The organism is Chitinimonas naiadis (genome assembly GCF_054780835.1).
Genome location: NZ_BAAGVO010000009.1, coordinates 261,319 through 279,352 on the forward strand (window position 1 = coordinate 261,319; position 18,034 = coordinate 279,352).

An 18,034-nucleotide genomic window follows, 5' to 3' on the forward strand; every position below is an offset into this window, starting at 1 on the left:
GCCTAGCGGGCCGACGGCAATACCATGCGCCCGTCGTGCCAGCGCTGCCACAAGGGCTCACCACCGAGCCAGTAGCACAGCTCCGCCGGCCGGGCGATACGCCATAGGGCCAGATCGGCACGCTTCCCCACTGCCAGCGTCCCCACCTCATCGGCGATGCCTAGCGCACGCGCCGCCTGGCAGGTCATCCCCGCCAGCGCTTCGGCCGGCGTCAGGCGGAACAGGGTGCAAGCCATATTCAGCGCCAACAGCGGGCTGCTGGCCGGCGCCGTGCCGGGATTGCAATCGGTCGATACGGCCATCGCCACCCCAGCGGCCCGCAGCGCCTCGATCGGCGGCAGACGCGTCTCGCGCAGGCAGTAGTAGGCTATCGGCAGCAGCACGGCTACCGTCCCGCTCTCCGCCATGGCCGCAATCGCCTTGTCGTCCAGCCATTCGAGATGGTCGGCCGACAGGCCACCATACTTGGCGGTCAGCTTGGCCCCACCGGAATCCGACAATTGCTCGGCATGCAGCTTGACCGGCAGGCCCAGCGCCCTGGATGCCTTGAACAGCCGCTCCACCTGCTCCCGGCTGAAGCCGATACGCTCGCAGAAGGCATCGACCGCATCCACCAGCCCCTCGGCCGCCAAGGCCGAAAGCCAGGCGATGCAGGCGTCGATATACTCGTCCGCCCTGCCCTGGTACTCCGGTGGCAGCGCATGCGCAGCCAGGTAACTGGTCTTGACCCGCACATTCCGCGCCTCACCCAGTTGCCGCGCCACGCGCAGCATCTTGCGCTCGCTCTCTAGGTCCAGGCCGTAGCCAGACTTGATCTCGATCGTCGTCACGCCTTCGCGCAGCATCCCGTCCAGGCGCCGCAGACTGGCAGTGAACAACTCCACCTCGCTGGCCGCACGGGTGGCCGCCACGGTAGAACGTATGCCCCCGCCAGCCCGGGCGATCTCCTCATAGCTCGCGCCATTGAGCCGCATCTCGAACTCATGCGAACGGTCACCACCAAACACCAGGTGGGTATGGCAATCGATCAGGCCCGGCGTCAGCCAGCCGCCCTCGCCATCCACCACCTCGTATTCGCCCAGGTCGGCCGGCAGATCGGCCTCTCGGCCCAGCCAGGCGATGCGCCCGTCGCGCATCAGCAGCGCGGCATCGCGCAGCACGCCGTAGTCGGTGGTACCCGCCATGGTCGCAGCATGAACATGGCGTATCAGGGTTGCTTTGGCATTCATGGTGTCAGGATTTCAAACTCAAAGCCGCGCCGCCGCGAAGGTATCGCAGGCGGCAATCCGGCCACTGTCAAAGCCGCGCTGGAACCAGCGCATGCGCTGTTCGGCACTGCCGTGGTTGAAGCTATCGGGTTGTACCTGCCGGCCAGCGGCCTGCTGCAAGGTGTCGTCCCCCACTTGGTGGGCAGCCCTCAGCGCCTGTTCCGCCTCACCGGGTGCCAGCCGGTTCTGCTGGGCCACATAGTGCCCCCACACACCGGCAAAACAGTCCGCCTGCAACTCCAGCTTCACCGACTCACGGTTGGCCTCACGCTTCGACTCGCCGGCCATCTGCTGGTGCGCCTTGTCCAGCGTGCCCAGCAGGTGCGAGACATGGTGGCCTACCTCATGGGCAATCACGTAAGCACGGGCGAACTCGCCCTGCGCCTCCAGTCGTTGCTGCAACTGGTCCAGAAAGCCCAGGTCGATGAATACCTTCTCATCACCGGCGCAGTAGAACGGCCCGACGGCCGAACTGGAAAAACCACACTGGGTCCGTACTCCATTACGGAACAAGGCCAGCTTGGGCTGGCGATAGCTCAGCCCCTGCTCGGCAAACAGCTGGCCCCAGACGTTCTCGGTGCTCTTCAAGACCTTGGCGGCAAACTTGACCTCGGGATCATTGAGATCAGGCTTCTTGCTGGCATGGCTCGGCGCTGGCGCATGGATGGCCTGCTCGGTACCCGATACCAGATGCAGCGCAGAACCGAAGTCCACATTGAAGAAATAGCTGATCCCAGCCGCAGCGAGCACGCCGACGATACCGATACCGCCAAGCGGAATCCCCCCGCCGCCACGCCCGCCATCACCAACGTCCTCGACGTTGTCACTCTCTTCCATATCATCGAGGCGCATGCGGTTCTCCTTGTGATCAGACCGGGCGGTCTGAGGCCATCCATCTTCGGGCAAGTTCCCATGTTGGGACAGCCTCGGATCAGCCTAGTGGCTGCCATGGATTATTTCACCCCTGCCCAGGCATTCGGCCGTGCCGGATGCCCAAGCCCGCTGACAGGCCCGGGTTACTCAGCTACGTTCCTGCATGGGCAAATTGAGCCCCTGCTCACGCGCGCACTGCTGGGCGATCTCGTAGCCCGCATCCGCATGCCGCATCACGCCAGTACCCGGGTCGTTCCACAGCACTCGTTCGATCCGCTTGGCCGCCGCATCGCTACCGTCGCAGACGATCACCACGCCGGAGTGCTGCGAGTAACCCATGCCCACGCCGCCGCCATGATGCAGCGACACCCAGGTCGCGCCACCGGCTGTGTTGAGCAAGGCGTTCAGCAGCGGCCAGTCCGATACCGCATCGCTACCATCCTTCATGCTTTCGGTTTCGCGGTTGGGCGAGGCCACCGAACCGGAATCGAGGTGATCGCGGCCGATCACCACCGGCGCCTTCAGCTCGCCATTCTTGACCATCTCGTTGAAGGCCAGCCCCAAGCGGTGTCGGTCTCCCAGCCCCACCCAGCAGATCCGCGCCGGCAGGCCCTGGAAGGCAATGCGCTCGCGCGCCATATCCAGCCAATTGTGCAGGTGCGCGTCGTCCGGAATCAGTTCCTTGACCTTGGCGTCGGTCTTGTAGATGTCCTCCGGGTCGCCCGACAAGGCCACCCAGCGGAAGGGACCAATGCCCTCGCAGAACAGCGGCCGGATATAGGCAGGCACAAAGCCGGGGAAGTCGAATGCGTTCTCCACACCCATGTCCTTGGCGACCTGGCGGATATTGTTGCCGTAGTCGAGCGTCGCTGCACCACGAGCCTGCAGCGCCAGCATCGCTTCCACATGCCGCGCCATCGATTGCTTGGCCGGCAGGGCAATGCTCTGCGGCGCCGCCGTCTGTGCCTCGCGCCACTGCGCCACGGTCCAGCCCTGCGGTAGATAGCCGTGCACCGGGTCGTGGGCACTGGTCTGATCGGTCACGACATCCGGGGTGATCTGGCGACGGACCAATTCGGCGAACACATCGGCCGCATTGCCGAGCAGGCCGATCGATACCGCCTTGCCCTGCGCCTTGGCGCTTTCGAGCATCGCCAGCGCCTCGTCCAGGTTATGCGCCTTCTGGTCAAGATAGCGGGTGCGCAGGCGGAAATCGATGCGCGTCTCGTCGCACTCCACCGCGATCATGCTGAAGCCTGCCATGGTTGCAGCCAGCGGTTGTGCCCCACCCATGCCACCCAGGCCACCGGTCAGTATCCAGCGCCCCTTGGGTTCGCCATCGAAGTGTTGGTTGGCTACCGCATAGAAGGTCTCGTAGGTCCCCTGCACGATGCCCTGGGTGCCGATATAGATCCAGGAGCCGGCCGTCATCTGGCCGTACATCATCAGGCCCTTGCGATCGAGCTCGTTGAAATGATCCCAGTTGGCCCAGGCCGGCACCAGGTTGGAGTTGGCCAACAGCACCCGCGGCGCATCGGCATGGGTGCGGAACACCCCGACCGGCTTGCCGCTCTGGATCAGCAAGGTTTCGTCGTCGTTTAGGGTCTTGAGGGTATCGAGGATACGGTCATAGCAAGCCCAGTCCCGCGCCGCCCGGCCGATGCCGCCGTACACCACCAGCGCTTGCGGATGCTCCGCCACCTCGGCATCGAGGTTGTTCTGGATCATGCGGAAGGCCGCTTCGGTCAGCCAGCTCTTGCAACTGAGCTCAGTGCCACGGGGCGCGCGGATAATGCGGGTTGGGTCGATGCGGGGGTCGCTCATGGCGGTCTCCTGTCGCGGCCATCCGGCCGCCGGTTAGTATCACTGGGTGGGGGCTAGGCCCCACACCGGGGTTTATAAGTTCAAAGCATTGACGAGCGGTAACGTGGGCGGATGGGGGCTCAAACAGGGAGGAGTCTAAAGCATGGGGTTTCCCTGGCACCTCCGTCACCCTCCAACATCAATCCATGACCTGAGCTCATAGCAGGCTCTTAGAAATGGCCGCTGAACTGGTAACGGCCCGCCGGGTGGTACAGATTGGCGACACTCGCCACCTGACCGTTGGAGAACGTCCGCCGATGCAGCACCAGGCAGGGTTCATCCTTGTCCATCTCCAGCTTGCTGCGCTGCGACCGCTCCGGCCGCCGCGCCTCGATACGGTACTCAACCCGCGACAAGGGAGCACTGTGGGTCAGGTACTCGTTCGGCGTCACCACGCTGTAGTCCTGCTTCAGGTAGTCCGGCGCCAGCGCCGGGTTCGCCCAGCGCTCCTCCAGCTGGATCGGTACGCCGTTCTCGCGGTGAAGGATGAGCGAGTAGAACACCTGGCTGCCCGCCGTCACCGCCATCTCGGCCGCCAGGGCCGCATCGGCCTTCACCGCCTGCAGCTTCAGCAACTCGGCAGCGTGCTCATGACCACGGCCGCGTATTTCCTCGGCGATGCTCTTGATGTCCACCAGCGTGCTCTGGTACTTGGTCGCCGCAACGAAAGTGCCGGCCCCCTGGCTGCGGGTCAGCACCCCCTCGGCCGCCAACTCGCGCACCGCGCGGTTGACGGTCATGCGGGCCACCCCGAAGCGCTTGACCAGCTCGTTCTCGCTCGGCACCTGGTCGCCCGCCCGCCAGCTACCGGCCTGGATCTCGGCGAGGATGTAATCCTTGATGGCCTGGTAGGCCGGCACGCTGCTCATGAGGTTCAGCCTTGTGAATCAAAACGCATGGGGGCCAGGCGCGCGAACGCACCACGACGAACCAGGCCGGCGATCACTTCGATATCCGGCGCGAAATAGTGGTCGATATGGTAGTGCTCGACCTGGCCGCGGATCAGCGCCATCGCGGCCAGCAAGCGCGGCGAGGTCTGGTGCGGCGCCCGCAGGTCCACCCCCTGAGCCGCAGCCAGCAGCTCGATCGCCAGTATATGGGCCACGTTCTCGGCCATGTCACCGAGCTTGCGGGCCGCAAAGGTCGCCATGGAGACATGGTCTTCCTGGTTGGCACTGGTCGGCAGGCTATCCACGCTGGCCGGATGGGCTAGCGTCTTGTTCTCGCTGGCCAGCGCCGCGGCCGTCACATGGGCGATCATGAAGCCGGAGTTCACACCGCCGTCACGCACCAGGAAAGGCGGCAGACCGGACAGGGTCGCGTCGATCAGCAGCGCGATCCGCCGCTCGGCCAGCGCACCGATCTCGGCCACCGCCAGCGCCAAGTTGTCGGCGGCAAAGGCGACCGGCTCGGCATGGAAATTACCTCCCGACAGTACTTCCTCGCTATCAGGGAACACCAGCGGGTTGTCCGACACCGCATCCGCCTCGCGCAACAGTACCTCGGCGGCGTGCCGCATCTGGTCCAGGCAGGCACCCATGACCTGGGGCTGGCAACGCAGGCTGTATGGGTCCTGCACCTTGTCGCAATCCTTGTGGCTGGCATTGATACCGGAGCCATCGAGCAACACCCGGTAGGCGGCGGCGGCATCGATCTGGCCAGGGTGGCCACGCAGCTCGTGGATGCGCTTGTCGAACGGCACGACCGAACCCGCCGCCGCGTCCACGCTCAGTGCACCCGCCACCAGGGCCGTCTGGTACAGGTCCTCGATAGCAAACATATTGACCAGCGCAATGGCGGTCGAAGCCTGGGTGCCGTTGAGCAGCGCCAGCCCCTCCTTGGCACCCAGCGTCATCGGCGTGAGTCCGACCCGGGCCAGGCCCTCGGTCGCCGGCAGCCACTGCCCTGCCACCGATACTTCACCCACGCCCAGCAACGCTGCCGCCATATGGGCCAGCGGCGCCAGGTCGCCGGACGCACCAACCGAACCCTTGGCCGGGATGCGCGGCAGGATGTCGGCGTTCAAGAGCTTGAGCAGCGCCTCGATCACCTCGAGCCGGATGCCCGAGTAACCACGGCCCATGCTGGAAATCTTCAAGGTCAGCAGCAAGCGCACCATCGGCGCCCCCAGCGGCTCACCCACGCCAACAGCGTGCGACAGCACCAGGTTCTTCTGCAGCAGTTCCAACTGGTCGTTGGGAATATGCGTGGATGCCAGCCTGCCAAAGCCCGTGTTGATGCCGTAGGCAGGCGCGCCCTTGGCCACGATGGCGGCAACAGCCCGGCTCCCCGCCTCGATGCCCGGCACCGCGGCCGGGTCCAGCGTGATCTGTACGCCACCGGCCATGATCTGGCGCAGCTGGGCGAGGGTGAGTTTGCCGGGGGTGAGGGTCAACGCTTGCATGGGGTGTCTCGTCATCTGGTCTATCGATGGTCGCCAGCTTACCGCGGCTTATTTGTATAGACAAGTTGCATTGCAACAGCGAAGAGCCCGAGCATAAAAGAAGCTGCCAGGCAAAACCTGGCAGCTTCCATCCTTACTTGCTCAAATACCTACTTGCCGGTCTTGGCCGGCGCGCTCAATTTCTCCCGCAGGGCCCGCGTATCGACCCGATAGGTGGGCGAGGCCAGCGGCCCGGCAATCTGGATAGGCACCACCACGCCCTTCAGCGCATCCAGTTCGGGCACGCCGCTACCGCCGCGGACAGTCGCATTCAGCAGGTAGTCGAGCTCACCCCGGCCGATATCCATGCGCCCGCCGCCCTCCAGCGCCACGAACGGCGCCCTTATCTGCAGATCGCGGCTCTCGGCGACGCCTTCCTTCAGTACAAAGCGTGCACTGAGGTCGGAGAAACGTGTACCCCGGCCGGTTTCCACCTTCACCAGGTCGCCGGTCAGCTTGGCCAGGTTGCTGCGCAAGCCACGCAACATATCCCCCACATCCAGCCCGGCAATCTCGCCGCGCGACAGCATCAGGTCGACCCGTCCGGCCAGGCCGCGCCGGAAAGCGTCGATACTGGTCACCGGCGCATTGACGTCCACATTCAGGTTACCGCGGCCAGACAGGCGATCGATGCCGAAGGTATCGGACATCAGCGCCGCGACTTCCATACCAGCCAGGGTCTGGGTCACTTGCAGCCGCGGCACCTTGCCGCCATTGAGCAGCATGCGGCCCTTGAGCTGCCCGCCGTAGATATCTGCCACCAGCGGCTCCAGCAGCATCTGCCGCTTGCCGGCCTCCACATGGGTGGACAGGTTGAACACCCGGAAGCGCCCCAGGTCCAGCTCCCCGAGCTTCACATCGCCCCGCGCCGACAAGCCATCCAGCCAGGACCAGTTCAGGGCCTGCTTGGCATCCAGTACCGGCACGCTGTCCACGGCTGGTAGATAGGGGGTGAGATCGAGCTTGGCCAAGTCCAACCCGAAGGCATAGCGCGGGCTGACGAAATTCTCCAGCGACAGCTGGGCCGCCACCGCGGCGCCATCCAGCTTACCGCGGCTATCCCAGTCAAACCGCTCCCGCTCCAGGTCCAGCGCCGCCCGGCCGCCCAGCTCCAGCTTGATGGCCCCGCTCGGCAGCGCCTTGTTGCTGTAGGAGCCCGTCAACGCGAAGCCCTCCAGCGATACCCGCCGCCAGTCATCGATACGCAAGGGGCTCTCGATATCCAGCACAGCATTCTGGCTGTCATCCATCAGCTTGAACCGCAGCCGGGCCGCATCCGCCACCAGCCCCCCTTCCGGATCCGCCGCCAGCCGCGCCAGGCTGATCTGTCCCGCCAGCTCGCGCAGGCTGCTCTTGATCCCGAAGTCGGCTTCGACCCGCCCGGTTGCCAGCCCCCCCTCGCCAGCCCGGAACTCCGGGCTCTTCAAGGTCGTCTGCCAAAGCTGGTCACCACGCTTGGCCGTCGCACGCGCCGTCGCCTGGGCCAGCCTGCCTCGCCAGGGCAGGGCCGCCACCGTCATGTCGCCCGTCAGTTCGAAATTACCGTCGCGCCATTCCGGCGTCTCGGCCTTGATCGAAAGCCGGAAATCCTTGAGGCGGGCACCCAGTTGCTGCCGTTCCACCTTCAATCCGCTTTCTACCCGCAAGGCGCCACTCCAGTCGGGCGCCGTGAGCTGGCCCAATATCGTCACTGCGCCGGCGTCCCCTTCCGGGTCGAGCGCATGCAGGTCCAGGTCGTGATAGCGGATCACCTGCCCGTGCTGATCGCGCCAGGTCAGCGCGGCATCCACCAGGTCCACCCGCTCCGGCCGCCAGCTGATCCGGCTGGACTTGGGACGACGTACCAGCAGGTCATCGACATTGAGCTGGCCGTCCTTGAGCACGTAGACATTCATTGCCAGCCCCTCCACCCGCGCGTCGACCAGCTCGATCTGGCCGCGCAGCAGTGGGCCCCATGCCAGCGAGAAGCGAGCGTTGCTGGAGCGGGCAAACAGGGAGCGACCATCGGGCTCGCTGACGGTGAGCCCTTCCAGCGTGACGCTGGGGCGCGGCAGTACCGCCAGTCGCAGTGCTTTGACCGCCACCTTGCGGCCGAGCGACTCGCTGGCGTCCTGGGCCAGCTTGCCGGCCCAATCGCTCAGATTGACCAAGGGCAGCGCGATCACCGGCAGCAGGAAGGTCAGCAGCCCGTAAAGACCGAAGCGCAGACGTTTTGGGAGTTGTTGCAAAGGCATGGTCGCGATTATTCCAGCCGGGAGCGCGCTTTGGAATCCATAAGCACTCGCTTTTACAACATTGGCATCACGTACCCGTCGGCCGGGTGCCTGATAACATGGCGGCTTCAGGGTGCTTTTCTCGACCCTACGGTCCGTTCAAAGCCCCCTTCCATCGTCCGGAGACCCCTCGCATGAGCACCACGCAAGTGCCGCACATCACCGATATCAAGGTACGCGGCTATCACCTCGACCTGTACGGCCACGTCAACAATGCACGCTACCTCGAGTTTCTAGAGGAGGCACGCTGGGGCTTCACCGAGACCTACGGCTCCATCGAATACTTTGCCAAGGCCAGCCTGGCCTTCGTGATCGTCAACATCAATATCAACTACCGCCGCGCCGCCCTGATGGGCGAGGAACTCAGCATCGCCACCGCCATGCAGAAGATCGGCAGCCGTAGCGCCGTCATCCACCAGTTGGTGACGCTCAAGGGCACCGACACCGTGGTCGCCGAGGCCGATGTCACCTTCGTCATCTTCGATGCCAAGCAAGGCAGTGCCATCGCCATGGACGGCGAATTGCGCCAATTGTTCGAGCGCCTACCGCACTGGCCCAAGGCATAGGACCGCCTAATACCGTCAGAAAAAACGTAAGCCCACACTGAGACTTACCCGAGTCAGGGCCTACGCCAGCACCTGGCAACTGCTTACTCAAAGTGCTGACGAGCGTCAGCGATGTCCCCGCCGGCGGGCGGGGCGGAGGGGTAGGGGCTCAATCAAGGGAGCGCGTTTGTTTCAGGCTTCCCAAATGCCAAGCGCCCGGGTCTCCCGGGCGCCCGCGCCGCACACTGTAATTACCCGTCGTCTTTAGACCCTGTAGCGCGAGACGGTCACCTGCATCTGGTTGGCCAACTGCTGCAACTGGTTGGCCGCATCGGCGGTATTGCCCGCTGCACCACTGGCCTCTTCCGACATCTGCGCAATCCGCTCCACCTGTTGGGCAATATTGGTACTGGCCGCGCTCTGCTCACGGATGGCATGGCTAATATCCTCCACCATGTCGACCACCTGGCCAGAACCCTGGCGGATCTGTTCGATCGTACCACCTGCCTGGTTGGCCTTCTGCACACCGGAATCCACCCGCTCCACGACCTCGCGCATGCGCGCCACCGCGGCATCCGCCCCCTGCTGGATGGTACTGATCAGGGCACTGATCTCCTGGGTAGACACCGACGTCCGCTCCGCCAGCTTGCGCACCTCGTCGGCCACCACTGCAAAGCCTCGCCCCTGCTCACCAGCACGCGCCGCCTCGATAGCGGCATTGAGCGCCAGCAGATTAGTCTGGTCGGCCACATCCTTGATCACACTAACCACCGCGCCGATATTGGCACTCTCGCGCGCCAAGAGGTCAATCTGCTGCGAGGCATCGGCCACCCGGTCGGCAATGCCGTTGATCTCGCTGACAGTCGCCTGGATCACCACCTCGCCCTCACCAGCCATGTCGCCGGAACGGCGCGACATCTGGTTGGCCTCGCCGGCCCGATCGGCCACATGGTTGATGCTGACGGTCACTTCTTCCACCGTCGCTGCCATATTCGCCGCCGATTCGCTGGCCGACGCCGAACTAGCCGACATCTGCTGCGCCGCCTCCGCCATCTCGTTGGCCTGGCGGTTCACCCCGCTGACGGCACCGGCAATGTCTTTGAAACTGTTCTGCAAGGTATCCAGCAAGCGGTTGAACGCCGCCACCGTCAGACCCACCTCGTCACGGCTATTGATCGGCACCCGCTGGGTGAAGTCCAGATCACGACCGATCCGCTCGACCGTCCGCTCCATGGTGGCCAGCGGCCCCGTCACCGCTCTGTAGATCATGATGCCGAACACACTGAGCAGCACCACAGCCAAGATGATCACGACCACGAAGATCGTCAACGCCCGCTCGTAGATACTTTCCGCCTCGGCGGAAGAGGCCTCCTGCAGCTTCAGGTTGTAGCCCGCCACCTTCTCGATCGCTGCTTGCACCACCTGCTCAGCGGGCAGCACCTTGCCGTAGAGCGAGGCGACAGCCTGGTCGTTCTTGCCGGCATTGGAATTGGCCAAAGCCTCGGCATAGCCGGCTGAGTAAGTATCAAACGCCGCCTTCAGCGCGGTGTAATTGGCGCGATCGGTTTCGTCGTCGACCAGATTGTTGTAGCCATCGACCGCCTTCTTGGTCGTGGCCACTGCCTCGTCCACCTTCTGGTTGAAGGCCTTCTTCAGGTCGAGATCCTGCTCCATCATGTGCGAGAGCAGCAGGGCACGCATCTCGCGATAGTCGATGGCAATGTCACTGGTCGCCTGAACACTGGGAATACTGTTGTCCGTCAAGGACTTAACCTGCGTATTAAGCGCCCGAAATGCACTGATGCCGACCCCGCCGACAATCAATAGCGCAGCCAGTGCCAGCGCCAACATAAGCATAAGACGCTTGCCGATAGTCATGGTGGAACCCTTCTTGTAGTTGCTATTGGCTGCTCTGACGACAGCTCGCTCGACGACTGAGTTTTTACACTATAGCCGCCAAAGAAAGCCAGTCCAGCGCCAGCGACGCTACGCAGGCATGCAACTCTGCGACGCCAGCCCCTGCTGGCGTTGCCATGGCCCTACCGGATTACGCCCAAGGGGATCAGGCGATCACACCACCACCCAGGCAGGCTGCACCGTCGTACAGCACGACAGATTGACCCGGCGTCACCGCCCACTGGGGGATATCAAACCGCACCAGCGCCACACCGTCCTTGACCTCGATCAACTCGCAGTCGGCATCCTGCTGCCGGTAACGGGTCTTGGCGGTATAACGGCCCGGCTTCGGCGCTTCGTCCGCCACCCAGCTCAACTGGTCGGCACGGAGTTCGGGCTTGAGCAACAGCGGATGATCATGGCCTTGCACCACGATCAGTTCGTTCTTGTCCATGTCCTTGCCCGCCACATACCAGGGCTCGCCCGGCCCGCCGATATTCAGGCCCTGGCGTTGCCCCAGCGTGTGGTACATCAGGCCCATGTGCTCACCCATGACGCGGCCTTCCGGCGTACGCATCACGCCCGGCACCTTGGGCAGGTAGCGGTTCAGGAACTCCCGGAACGGCCGCTCGCCAATAAAGCAGATACCGGTCGAATCCTTCTTGGCATGGTTGGGCAGGCCGATCTTCGCCGCCAGCTCGCGCACCTCAGGCTTGTGCATCTCGCCAAGCGGAAACACCGCCCGCGAAACCTGGTACTGGCTCAAGCGGTAAAGGAAATAGCTCTGGTCCTTACCCTCGTCCTTGCCCCGCAACAAACGGGTACGCCCCTCGGCATCCAGGTCGGTTGCCGCATAGTGGCCGGTCGCGATCCGCTCGGCACCCAGCGACACCGCATAGTCGAGGAAGGCCTTGAACTTGATCTCGGCATTGCACAGCACGTCCGGGTTTGGCGTGCGGCCAGCCTGATACTCACTGAGGAAATACGCGAACACCCGGTCCTTGTACTCCTTGGCAAAATTCACCAGCTCGATATCGATCCCGACCAGGTCCGCCACCGCGATCGCGTCGCGTGAATCTTCCTTGATCGAGCAGAACTCGTCGTCGTTGTCGTCTTCCCAGTTCTGCATGAATACGCCAACCACGTCCAGCCCCTGCTCCTTGAGCAACCAGGCAGAGACCGAGGAGTCCACGCCGCCGGACAAACCGACGGCGATACGTTCAGAAGCATTACTCATAGTGGCGTATCAGATCGAGTGGAAAACGACGACCCGCAAGGTAGTCGTCTATGCATTGCAAAACCAGTGGGCTGCGATGCCGGTCACCGCAAGCCAGCACTTCTTCATAGGTCAACCAGACCGCCCGGACGATGCCCTCGTCGAGCGCGGCGGTCACTTCACCTGCCGCCTGTTCGGCAGCAAAGGCGGTATTCAATATGGTGACGCCGGCCGGCAACCCTGCCGACACCGTCAGCTCGGCGGCGTAGCTCACCCTGAGATAGGTCAGTTCAGGCTGCCGCGGCGGCGACCATTGGTACAAACCCAGCAGGTGGGTCAATCGTACCGTGTGCCCCGTTTCTTCCCGCGTCTCGCGCAGGCAAGCCGCCATCAGCGACTCGCCGTGATCCAGATGCCCGGCCGGCTGGTTGAAGCGCCGCCCCTCGGGGCGCTCCTCTTCCACCAGCAGGAATCGCCCCTCGTGCACGACGACGGCGGCGACCGTGGTATTGGGTTTCCAGACGGGATCAGACATCACCAGACCTAATATGGGGAAAAAGCCCGATATTTTAAAGACTTATCCAGAAAAACAAAAACCCGCGCCCTCGGGCACGGGTTTTTGCCGTCAGCCAGGCTCGGTGGTCTAGCCTTCGGCAACCCGCTGTGCAATGTGTGCCAGCGCTTCCTCCACCTGGTCCACCAGGATCAGGCACAGGTCGCCAGGCTGCAGACGTGCCAGCGCCTTGTCGATGGCCACGAATTCACCATTGATCTCATCCACGTGGCTGGTCTTCACCGCACCGACCAGACCCTCGCGCAGCAAGGCGATCACCTCACCATCCTCGCGGCCACGCTGGCAGGCATCCTGGTACAGCAACACATCGTCGAACGAGCCGCCCAAGATACGGGTCTGTTCGCGGATATCCTCGTCGCGACGATCACCCGCCCCGCTGATCACCACAGAACGACGCTGCGCCGGCATGGCTTCCACCGCCCGCACCAGCGCCAGCATGGCATCAGGATTGTGACCATAGTCGGCGATCAGCGTCGCGCCACGGTAATCGAACACATTGAAGCGACCCGGCGCGTTGTCCGTATCGCTGACAAAATTGCGCAGGCCCTCGGTCACCTTGGCCCAATCCAGACCCAGCGCCCAGGCAGCCGCCACCGAGGCCATCACGTTCTCGACCTGGAAGCTGATGGTGCCGCTACGGGTCAGCGGTACGCCGGCCAGGGGCAGGCGCTGCTTCACCTCGCCCTCGGCCGCCACGATGGCGCCGTCTTCGATGAACACGACGCGACGACCCTGCGCGCGCTGCGCCGCCATCACCGGCAGATGTGGATCCGCCGCAAAGAAGATCACCTGTCCCGGACAGTTGGCCGCCATCGCCGCCACCACCGGATCAGCCGCATTCAGTACCGCATAGCCATCGGGTGCCACGTTCTGCACGATCACCCGCTTCAGCACCGCCAGGTCTTCCAGCGTGGTGATGAAGTTGAGCCCCAGATGGTCACCCATGCCCACATTGGTTACCACCGCCACCTTGCAACGGTCAAAGGCCAGACCCTCCCGCAGCAGGCCGCCACGAGCAGTCTCGAACACCGCGGCATCGACATCTGGATGCATCAGCACATTGCGCGCGCTACGCGGTCCGCTGCAGTCACCGGTATCGGTGCGCTGGCCGCTGACATAGACGCCATCGGTATTGGTCATACCCACCCGCAGTCCGGTCTGGGTCAGCAGGTGTGAAATCAGTCGTACGGTCGTGGTCTTGCCATTGGTGCCGGTCACGGCCACCACCGGTATACGGCCGTCATCGCCAGCCGGGTACAGCGTATCCATCACCGCCTCGCCGACAGAGCGACCCTTGCCGTAGGACGGCGACAGGTGCATACGCAGGCCAGGCGCCGCGTTGACTTCCACGATGCCGCCGCCCTGGTCTTCCAGCGGACGCAGCACGCTGTCGCACACAACATCGACGCCACAGATATCCAGCCCCACCATCTTGGCCGCATCCACCGCACGCGCAGCCATCTCCGGATGGACATCGTCAGTCACGTCGGTCGCGGTACCACCGGTCGACAGGTTGGCATTGTTGCGTAACACCACCCGCATACCCTTTTCCGGCACCGAGTCGGCATTCAGCCCCTGCAGCGCCAGGCGCGCCATGGCAATGTCGTCAAAGCGTATCTTGGTCAGCGAGGTCGCATGCCCTTCACCACGACGTGGGTCGCGGTTCACCTCATCCACCAGCTCGCGCACGCTATGTACGCCGTCACCGATCACATGCGGCGGGTCACGGCGAGCCGCCGCCACCAGCTTGTCGCCTACCACCAACAGGCGGAAGTCATGACCCGGAAGGTAGCGCTCGACCATCACGTCGTCACGGAACTCGCTGGCCGCCTTGAAGGCGATTTCCAGATGCTCGCGGCTAGTGATGTTCACCGTCACACCCTTGCCCTGGTTGCCATCCTGCGGCTTGACCACCACCGGGAGGCCGATCTCCTGCGCCGCCAGCCAGGCATCGTCAGCATCCTTGACCGGACGACCCTGCGGCACCGGAACGCCGGCGGCGAACAACAGCTTCTTGGTCAGCTCCTTGTCCTGCGCGATCGACTCGGCAATCGCGCTGGTACTGTCGATCTCGGCCGCCTGGATACGCCGCTGCTTGCTACCCCAGCCAAACTGCACCAGGCTGCCCGAGGTCAGGCGCCGGAACGGAATCCCTCGCGCCACCGCCGTATCGACGATGCAACCGGTACTTGGCCCAAGCCGCTCGTCTTCGTCCAGGTCATGCAGGGCCTTCAAGGCCGCCGTCAGGTCGAACGGCGCATCGTCCAGCGCGGCACGGACCAGGGCCTCGGCCAGTTCCAGCGACAAACGGCCTACCGCCTCCTCGCTGTACTCCACCACCACCTGGTACACCCCCGTCTCAACCGTCTGGGTGGTACGGCTGAACGTCACCGGGCAACCGGCCTGCTCCTGCAGGCTCAGCGCGGCAAATTCGATCGCATGGGCCAGGGACACACTGTCTTCATGGCGCGTCGCGCGCATTGGCAACAAGGCCGGAAACCGGGCACGCAAACGGGTCTCGAAGCCCGCAAGCTTGTCGATCATGCACTCGTCGCCGACACAGGTGACGATCGCCTCGATCGAGGTATGGCGGCTCCACAGATTGGGGCCACGCAGGGCACGGATACGGGATACTTCCATCTAGGCTGTCTTTCGCTGGGGCCGCAAGGCGGCCACTGTTCCATCATTCCGCCACACGGCGGTCATCACTGATTCATTATAAGCACGATGCCGACCCCACCTGCCGGCCAACCCGCAAGGGGAGGCTGGCCAGACAGGATCAGGATTGCGTCAGGGCGTAGGCGGCTTCAAGGCCAGCCGCGATCAGCTCGATCACCGCCCCTTGCTGCACCGTCACGGCCACCGCCGCCAGCGTTGCCGCGGCGTCGATTTCATCCAGGCCCGCCGGCATAGGCGCAATCACCTGCTCCTGATCGCCACGCGCCAGCACGATGTCCTGATTGCGCTGGAACACCGCACGGCCACCCTGGGCGCGATGCGCCTGTAAAGCCGCCAAGCCAGCATCCAGTGCATAGAAAATCACCTCGCCGTCACACAGCTCGGCCATGTTCACCAGCATCGGATCGGCGGCATTCAGGATCGCCGCACCGTCATCCTGCACCACGTCGATCTGCGTACGTAGCACCTTGAACAGTTGCTCCGGCTCCACGATATGCCAGGGCGCCAGCGCCGCCAGCCCCTCGCTATCGGTCACCACGCCGACTGCACAACGGTCATAGGGCAGACCTTCGTCCAGAATGCGCTCCGCCGTGTGCTCGAACACTGCAGTGTCGATCGCACGATTGATCAACAGCCGCTGGCCCGCCTCCCAGCGGGTGCTGTCGTTGGCATCGATACGACGCTTGTCAAGATAGAGACCGGCACGGCAGGCCAGGCCGACATGACGACCTGCCATGCGCAGCAGGCTGGCCGCCAGTTGCGCCACCCGACCAGCACCCTGGCTACCGGTCACGCCAACCAGCGGGATACGACCTGACTGTCCATCAGGGAACAGATGATCGACGATCGCACGACCCACCGGGCGTGCCTGGCCATTGGCCGGCTTCAGGTGCATCAAGAGGCCAGGACCGGCGTTCACTTCCACGATCGCCCCGCCCTGCACATCCAGCGGCTTGCCGATATCTTCGGCCACTACATCCACGCCGGCGATATCCAGACCCACAATACGGGCGGCCAGGCTGACCACCGCCGCCACCTGAGGGTGGACATCGTCGGTACAGTCGAACGCCACATTGCCGTTACGCTGGATCAACACCTTGCGCCCCGCCTCCGGCACCGCCGCGGGCGTCAACCCCTGGCGGTTCAGGTCATTGAGGATGGCGGTGTCTTCGGTAATCTGCAGATAGTTGAGCGGATGGTCCTCGGTCTTACCGCGGCGCGGATCCGCATTAATCTGGCTCTCCACCAGCTCGCTGACCGTAGCCTTGCCATCACCGGTCACCCAGGCAATCTCGCCACGGGCGGCAGCCACGACCTTGCCACCGACCACCAGCAGACGATGTTCATTACCCGGAATGCAGCGCTCAACCATGACCTCGCTACCGTGCCGCTCGGCCAGCTCATAGGCGGCCAGCACGTCCGCACGGGTCTTAAGGTCCATCGATACGCCGCGGCCGTGGTTACCATCGGTCGGCTTCACCACCACTGGCAGGCCGATATCCTCGGCGGCTTCCCAGGCCTCGTCGGCACTCTCGACGATGATGCCCTCGGGCACCGGCACGCCGACCGAGCTCAGGATGCGCTTGGTCAGGTCCTTGTCGCTGGAGATGCTCTCGGAAATGGCACTGGTCTGGTCGGTCTCGGCCGTCCAGATGCGTCGTTGCGCCCGGCCATGGCCCAGTTGCACCAGGTTGCCATCGGTCAGGCGGATATGCGGGATGCGACGCTCGGTCGCGCCTTCCACGATACAGGCGGTGCTGGGGCCAAGATGATGGTCATCGACCAGCTCCCGCAACTGGACCACGGTCGCCGCCACGTCATAGCCGGTGTCGTTGATGGCCGCCATGATCAGGTCACGCGCCGAATGGATGGCCGCCCGGCCAACCTGTTCATTGCGGGCACGCACAGCCACTTTATAGATACCACGCTCAGCCACACCGCGCGCCTTACCAAACCCGGCCTGGATACCGGCCATGTTCTGCAGCTCAATCGCCACATGTTCCATGATGTGCGCAGGCCAGGTGCCTTCGCGCAGGCGCAGCAAGAAGCCGCCGCGCTCACCCACACCACAGCGGTGCTCGACCAGGCCCGGCAACCAGGCGGTGAGCCGCTCGTAAAAGCCCGGCAGCGTATTGGATGGAAAGTCCTCCAGCTCACCAATATCCACCCAGGCCTCGATGACCGGACGATAGGTCCAGAGATTGGGGCCACGCAGGTAGTTGACGCGGAGGAAGGTAATGTCTTTTTTCATCTTGATCCCAACGGTTTGGATCGTATACAAAATGCCAGTTTCAGATTCGAAGGCCGACGATGGGAAAGCATATCGCAGGCCGCGCGTTATACTTGGTATAGACCTGCACGACCAGCCCCCATAGCAGCTTGATACAAATACGTGTTGCGCCAG

12 protein-coding genes are annotated in these 18,034 nt (G+C 63.9%); 1 reads left to right on the forward strand and 11 read right to left on the reverse strand.

The annotated features are described in order from the left end of the window. Nucleotides 1–2: 2 nt before the first annotated feature. From hutI to ACYVHK_RS24345, 6 genes are all read right to left on the reverse strand, one after another. On the reverse strand, nucleotides 3–1,229 hold the full coding sequence (gene hutI, locus ACYVHK_RS24320; protein WP_460537601.1) for an imidazolonepropionase: 1,227 nt from the start codon (nucleotides 1,227–1,229) through the stop codon (nucleotides 3–5). 18 nt (nucleotides 1,230–1,247) lie between these two features. Next, a complete protein-coding gene (gene ypfJ / locus ACYVHK_RS24325; protein ID WP_460537603.1) occupies nucleotides 1,248–2,120 on the reverse strand; it encodes a neutral zinc metallopeptidase in 873 nt (290 codons plus the stop codon). Nucleotides 2,121–2,288: 168 nt separating this feature from the next. Further along, nucleotides 2,289–3,965, reverse strand: coding sequence for a urocanate hydratase (hutU, locus tag ACYVHK_RS24330; RefSeq protein ID WP_460537605.1), 1,677 nt, complete (start codon nucleotides 3,963–3,965; stop codon nucleotides 2,289–2,291). A gap of 209 nt (nucleotides 3,966–4,174) precedes the next feature. Then, the gene (gene hutC, locus ACYVHK_RS24335) at nucleotides 4,175–4,873 is read right to left on the reverse strand and encodes a GntR family transcriptional regulator (protein ID WP_460537607.1); all 699 of its coding nucleotides are present in this window, start codon (nucleotides 4,871–4,873) and stop codon (nucleotides 4,175–4,177) included. A gap of 5 nt (nucleotides 4,874–4,878) precedes the next feature. After that, a complete protein-coding gene (gene hutH / locus ACYVHK_RS24340) occupies nucleotides 4,879–6,408 on the reverse strand; it encodes a histidine ammonia-lyase (protein WP_460537609.1) in 1,530 nt (509 codons plus the stop codon). A 149-nt stretch (nucleotides 6,409–6,557) separates the two neighbouring features. Next, the gene (locus tag ACYVHK_RS24345; protein ID WP_460537611.1) at nucleotides 6,558–8,681 is read right to left on the reverse strand and encodes an AsmA family protein; all 2,124 of its coding nucleotides are present in this window, start codon (nucleotides 8,679–8,681) and stop codon (nucleotides 6,558–6,560) included. Between the two features lie 173 nt (nucleotides 8,682–8,854). Here ACYVHK_RS24345 and ACYVHK_RS24350 point away from each other — a divergent pair, with 173 nt between their 5' ends. Next, nucleotides 8,855–9,286 (forward strand): acyl-CoA thioesterase, encoded by a 432-nt coding sequence (locus ACYVHK_RS24350; protein WP_460537613.1) that lies wholly within the window; start codon nucleotides 8,855–8,857, stop codon nucleotides 9,284–9,286. A 243-nt stretch (nucleotides 9,287–9,529) separates the two neighbouring features. On the opposite strand, the gene ACYVHK_RS24355 is transcribed toward ACYVHK_RS24350, so the two are convergent. The 5 genes from ACYVHK_RS24355 to ACYVHK_RS24375 form a co-directional block, all read right to left on the reverse strand. Further along, a complete protein-coding gene (locus ACYVHK_RS24355) occupies nucleotides 9,530–11,143 on the reverse strand; it encodes a methyl-accepting chemotaxis protein (protein WP_460537615.1) in 1,614 nt (537 codons plus the stop codon). Nucleotides 11,144–11,327: 184 nt separating this feature from the next. Then, nucleotides 11,328–12,398: an MnmA/TRMU family protein gene (gene mnmA, locus ACYVHK_RS24360; RefSeq protein WP_460537617.1), complete on the reverse strand. Its 1,071-nt coding sequence runs from the start codon at nucleotides 12,396–12,398 to the stop codon at nucleotides 11,328–11,330. Further along, nucleotides 12,391–12,912, reverse strand: coding sequence for an NUDIX hydrolase (locus tag ACYVHK_RS24365; RefSeq protein ID WP_460537619.1), 522 nt, complete (start codon nucleotides 12,910–12,912; stop codon nucleotides 12,391–12,393). The genes mnmA and ACYVHK_RS24365 overlap by 8 nt, the downstream gene beginning before the upstream one ends. A gap of 108 nt (nucleotides 12,913–13,020) precedes the next feature. Beyond that, a complete protein-coding gene (cphA, locus tag ACYVHK_RS24370; protein ID WP_460537621.1) occupies nucleotides 13,021–15,591 on the reverse strand; it encodes a cyanophycin synthetase in 2,571 nt (856 codons plus the stop codon). 139 nt (nucleotides 15,592–15,730) lie between these two features. Next, on the reverse strand, nucleotides 15,731–17,881 hold the full coding sequence (locus ACYVHK_RS24375; RefSeq protein WP_460537623.1) for a cyanophycin synthetase: 2,151 nt from the start codon (nucleotides 17,879–17,881) through the stop codon (nucleotides 15,731–15,733). Nucleotides 17,882–18,034 lie beyond the last annotated feature (153 nt).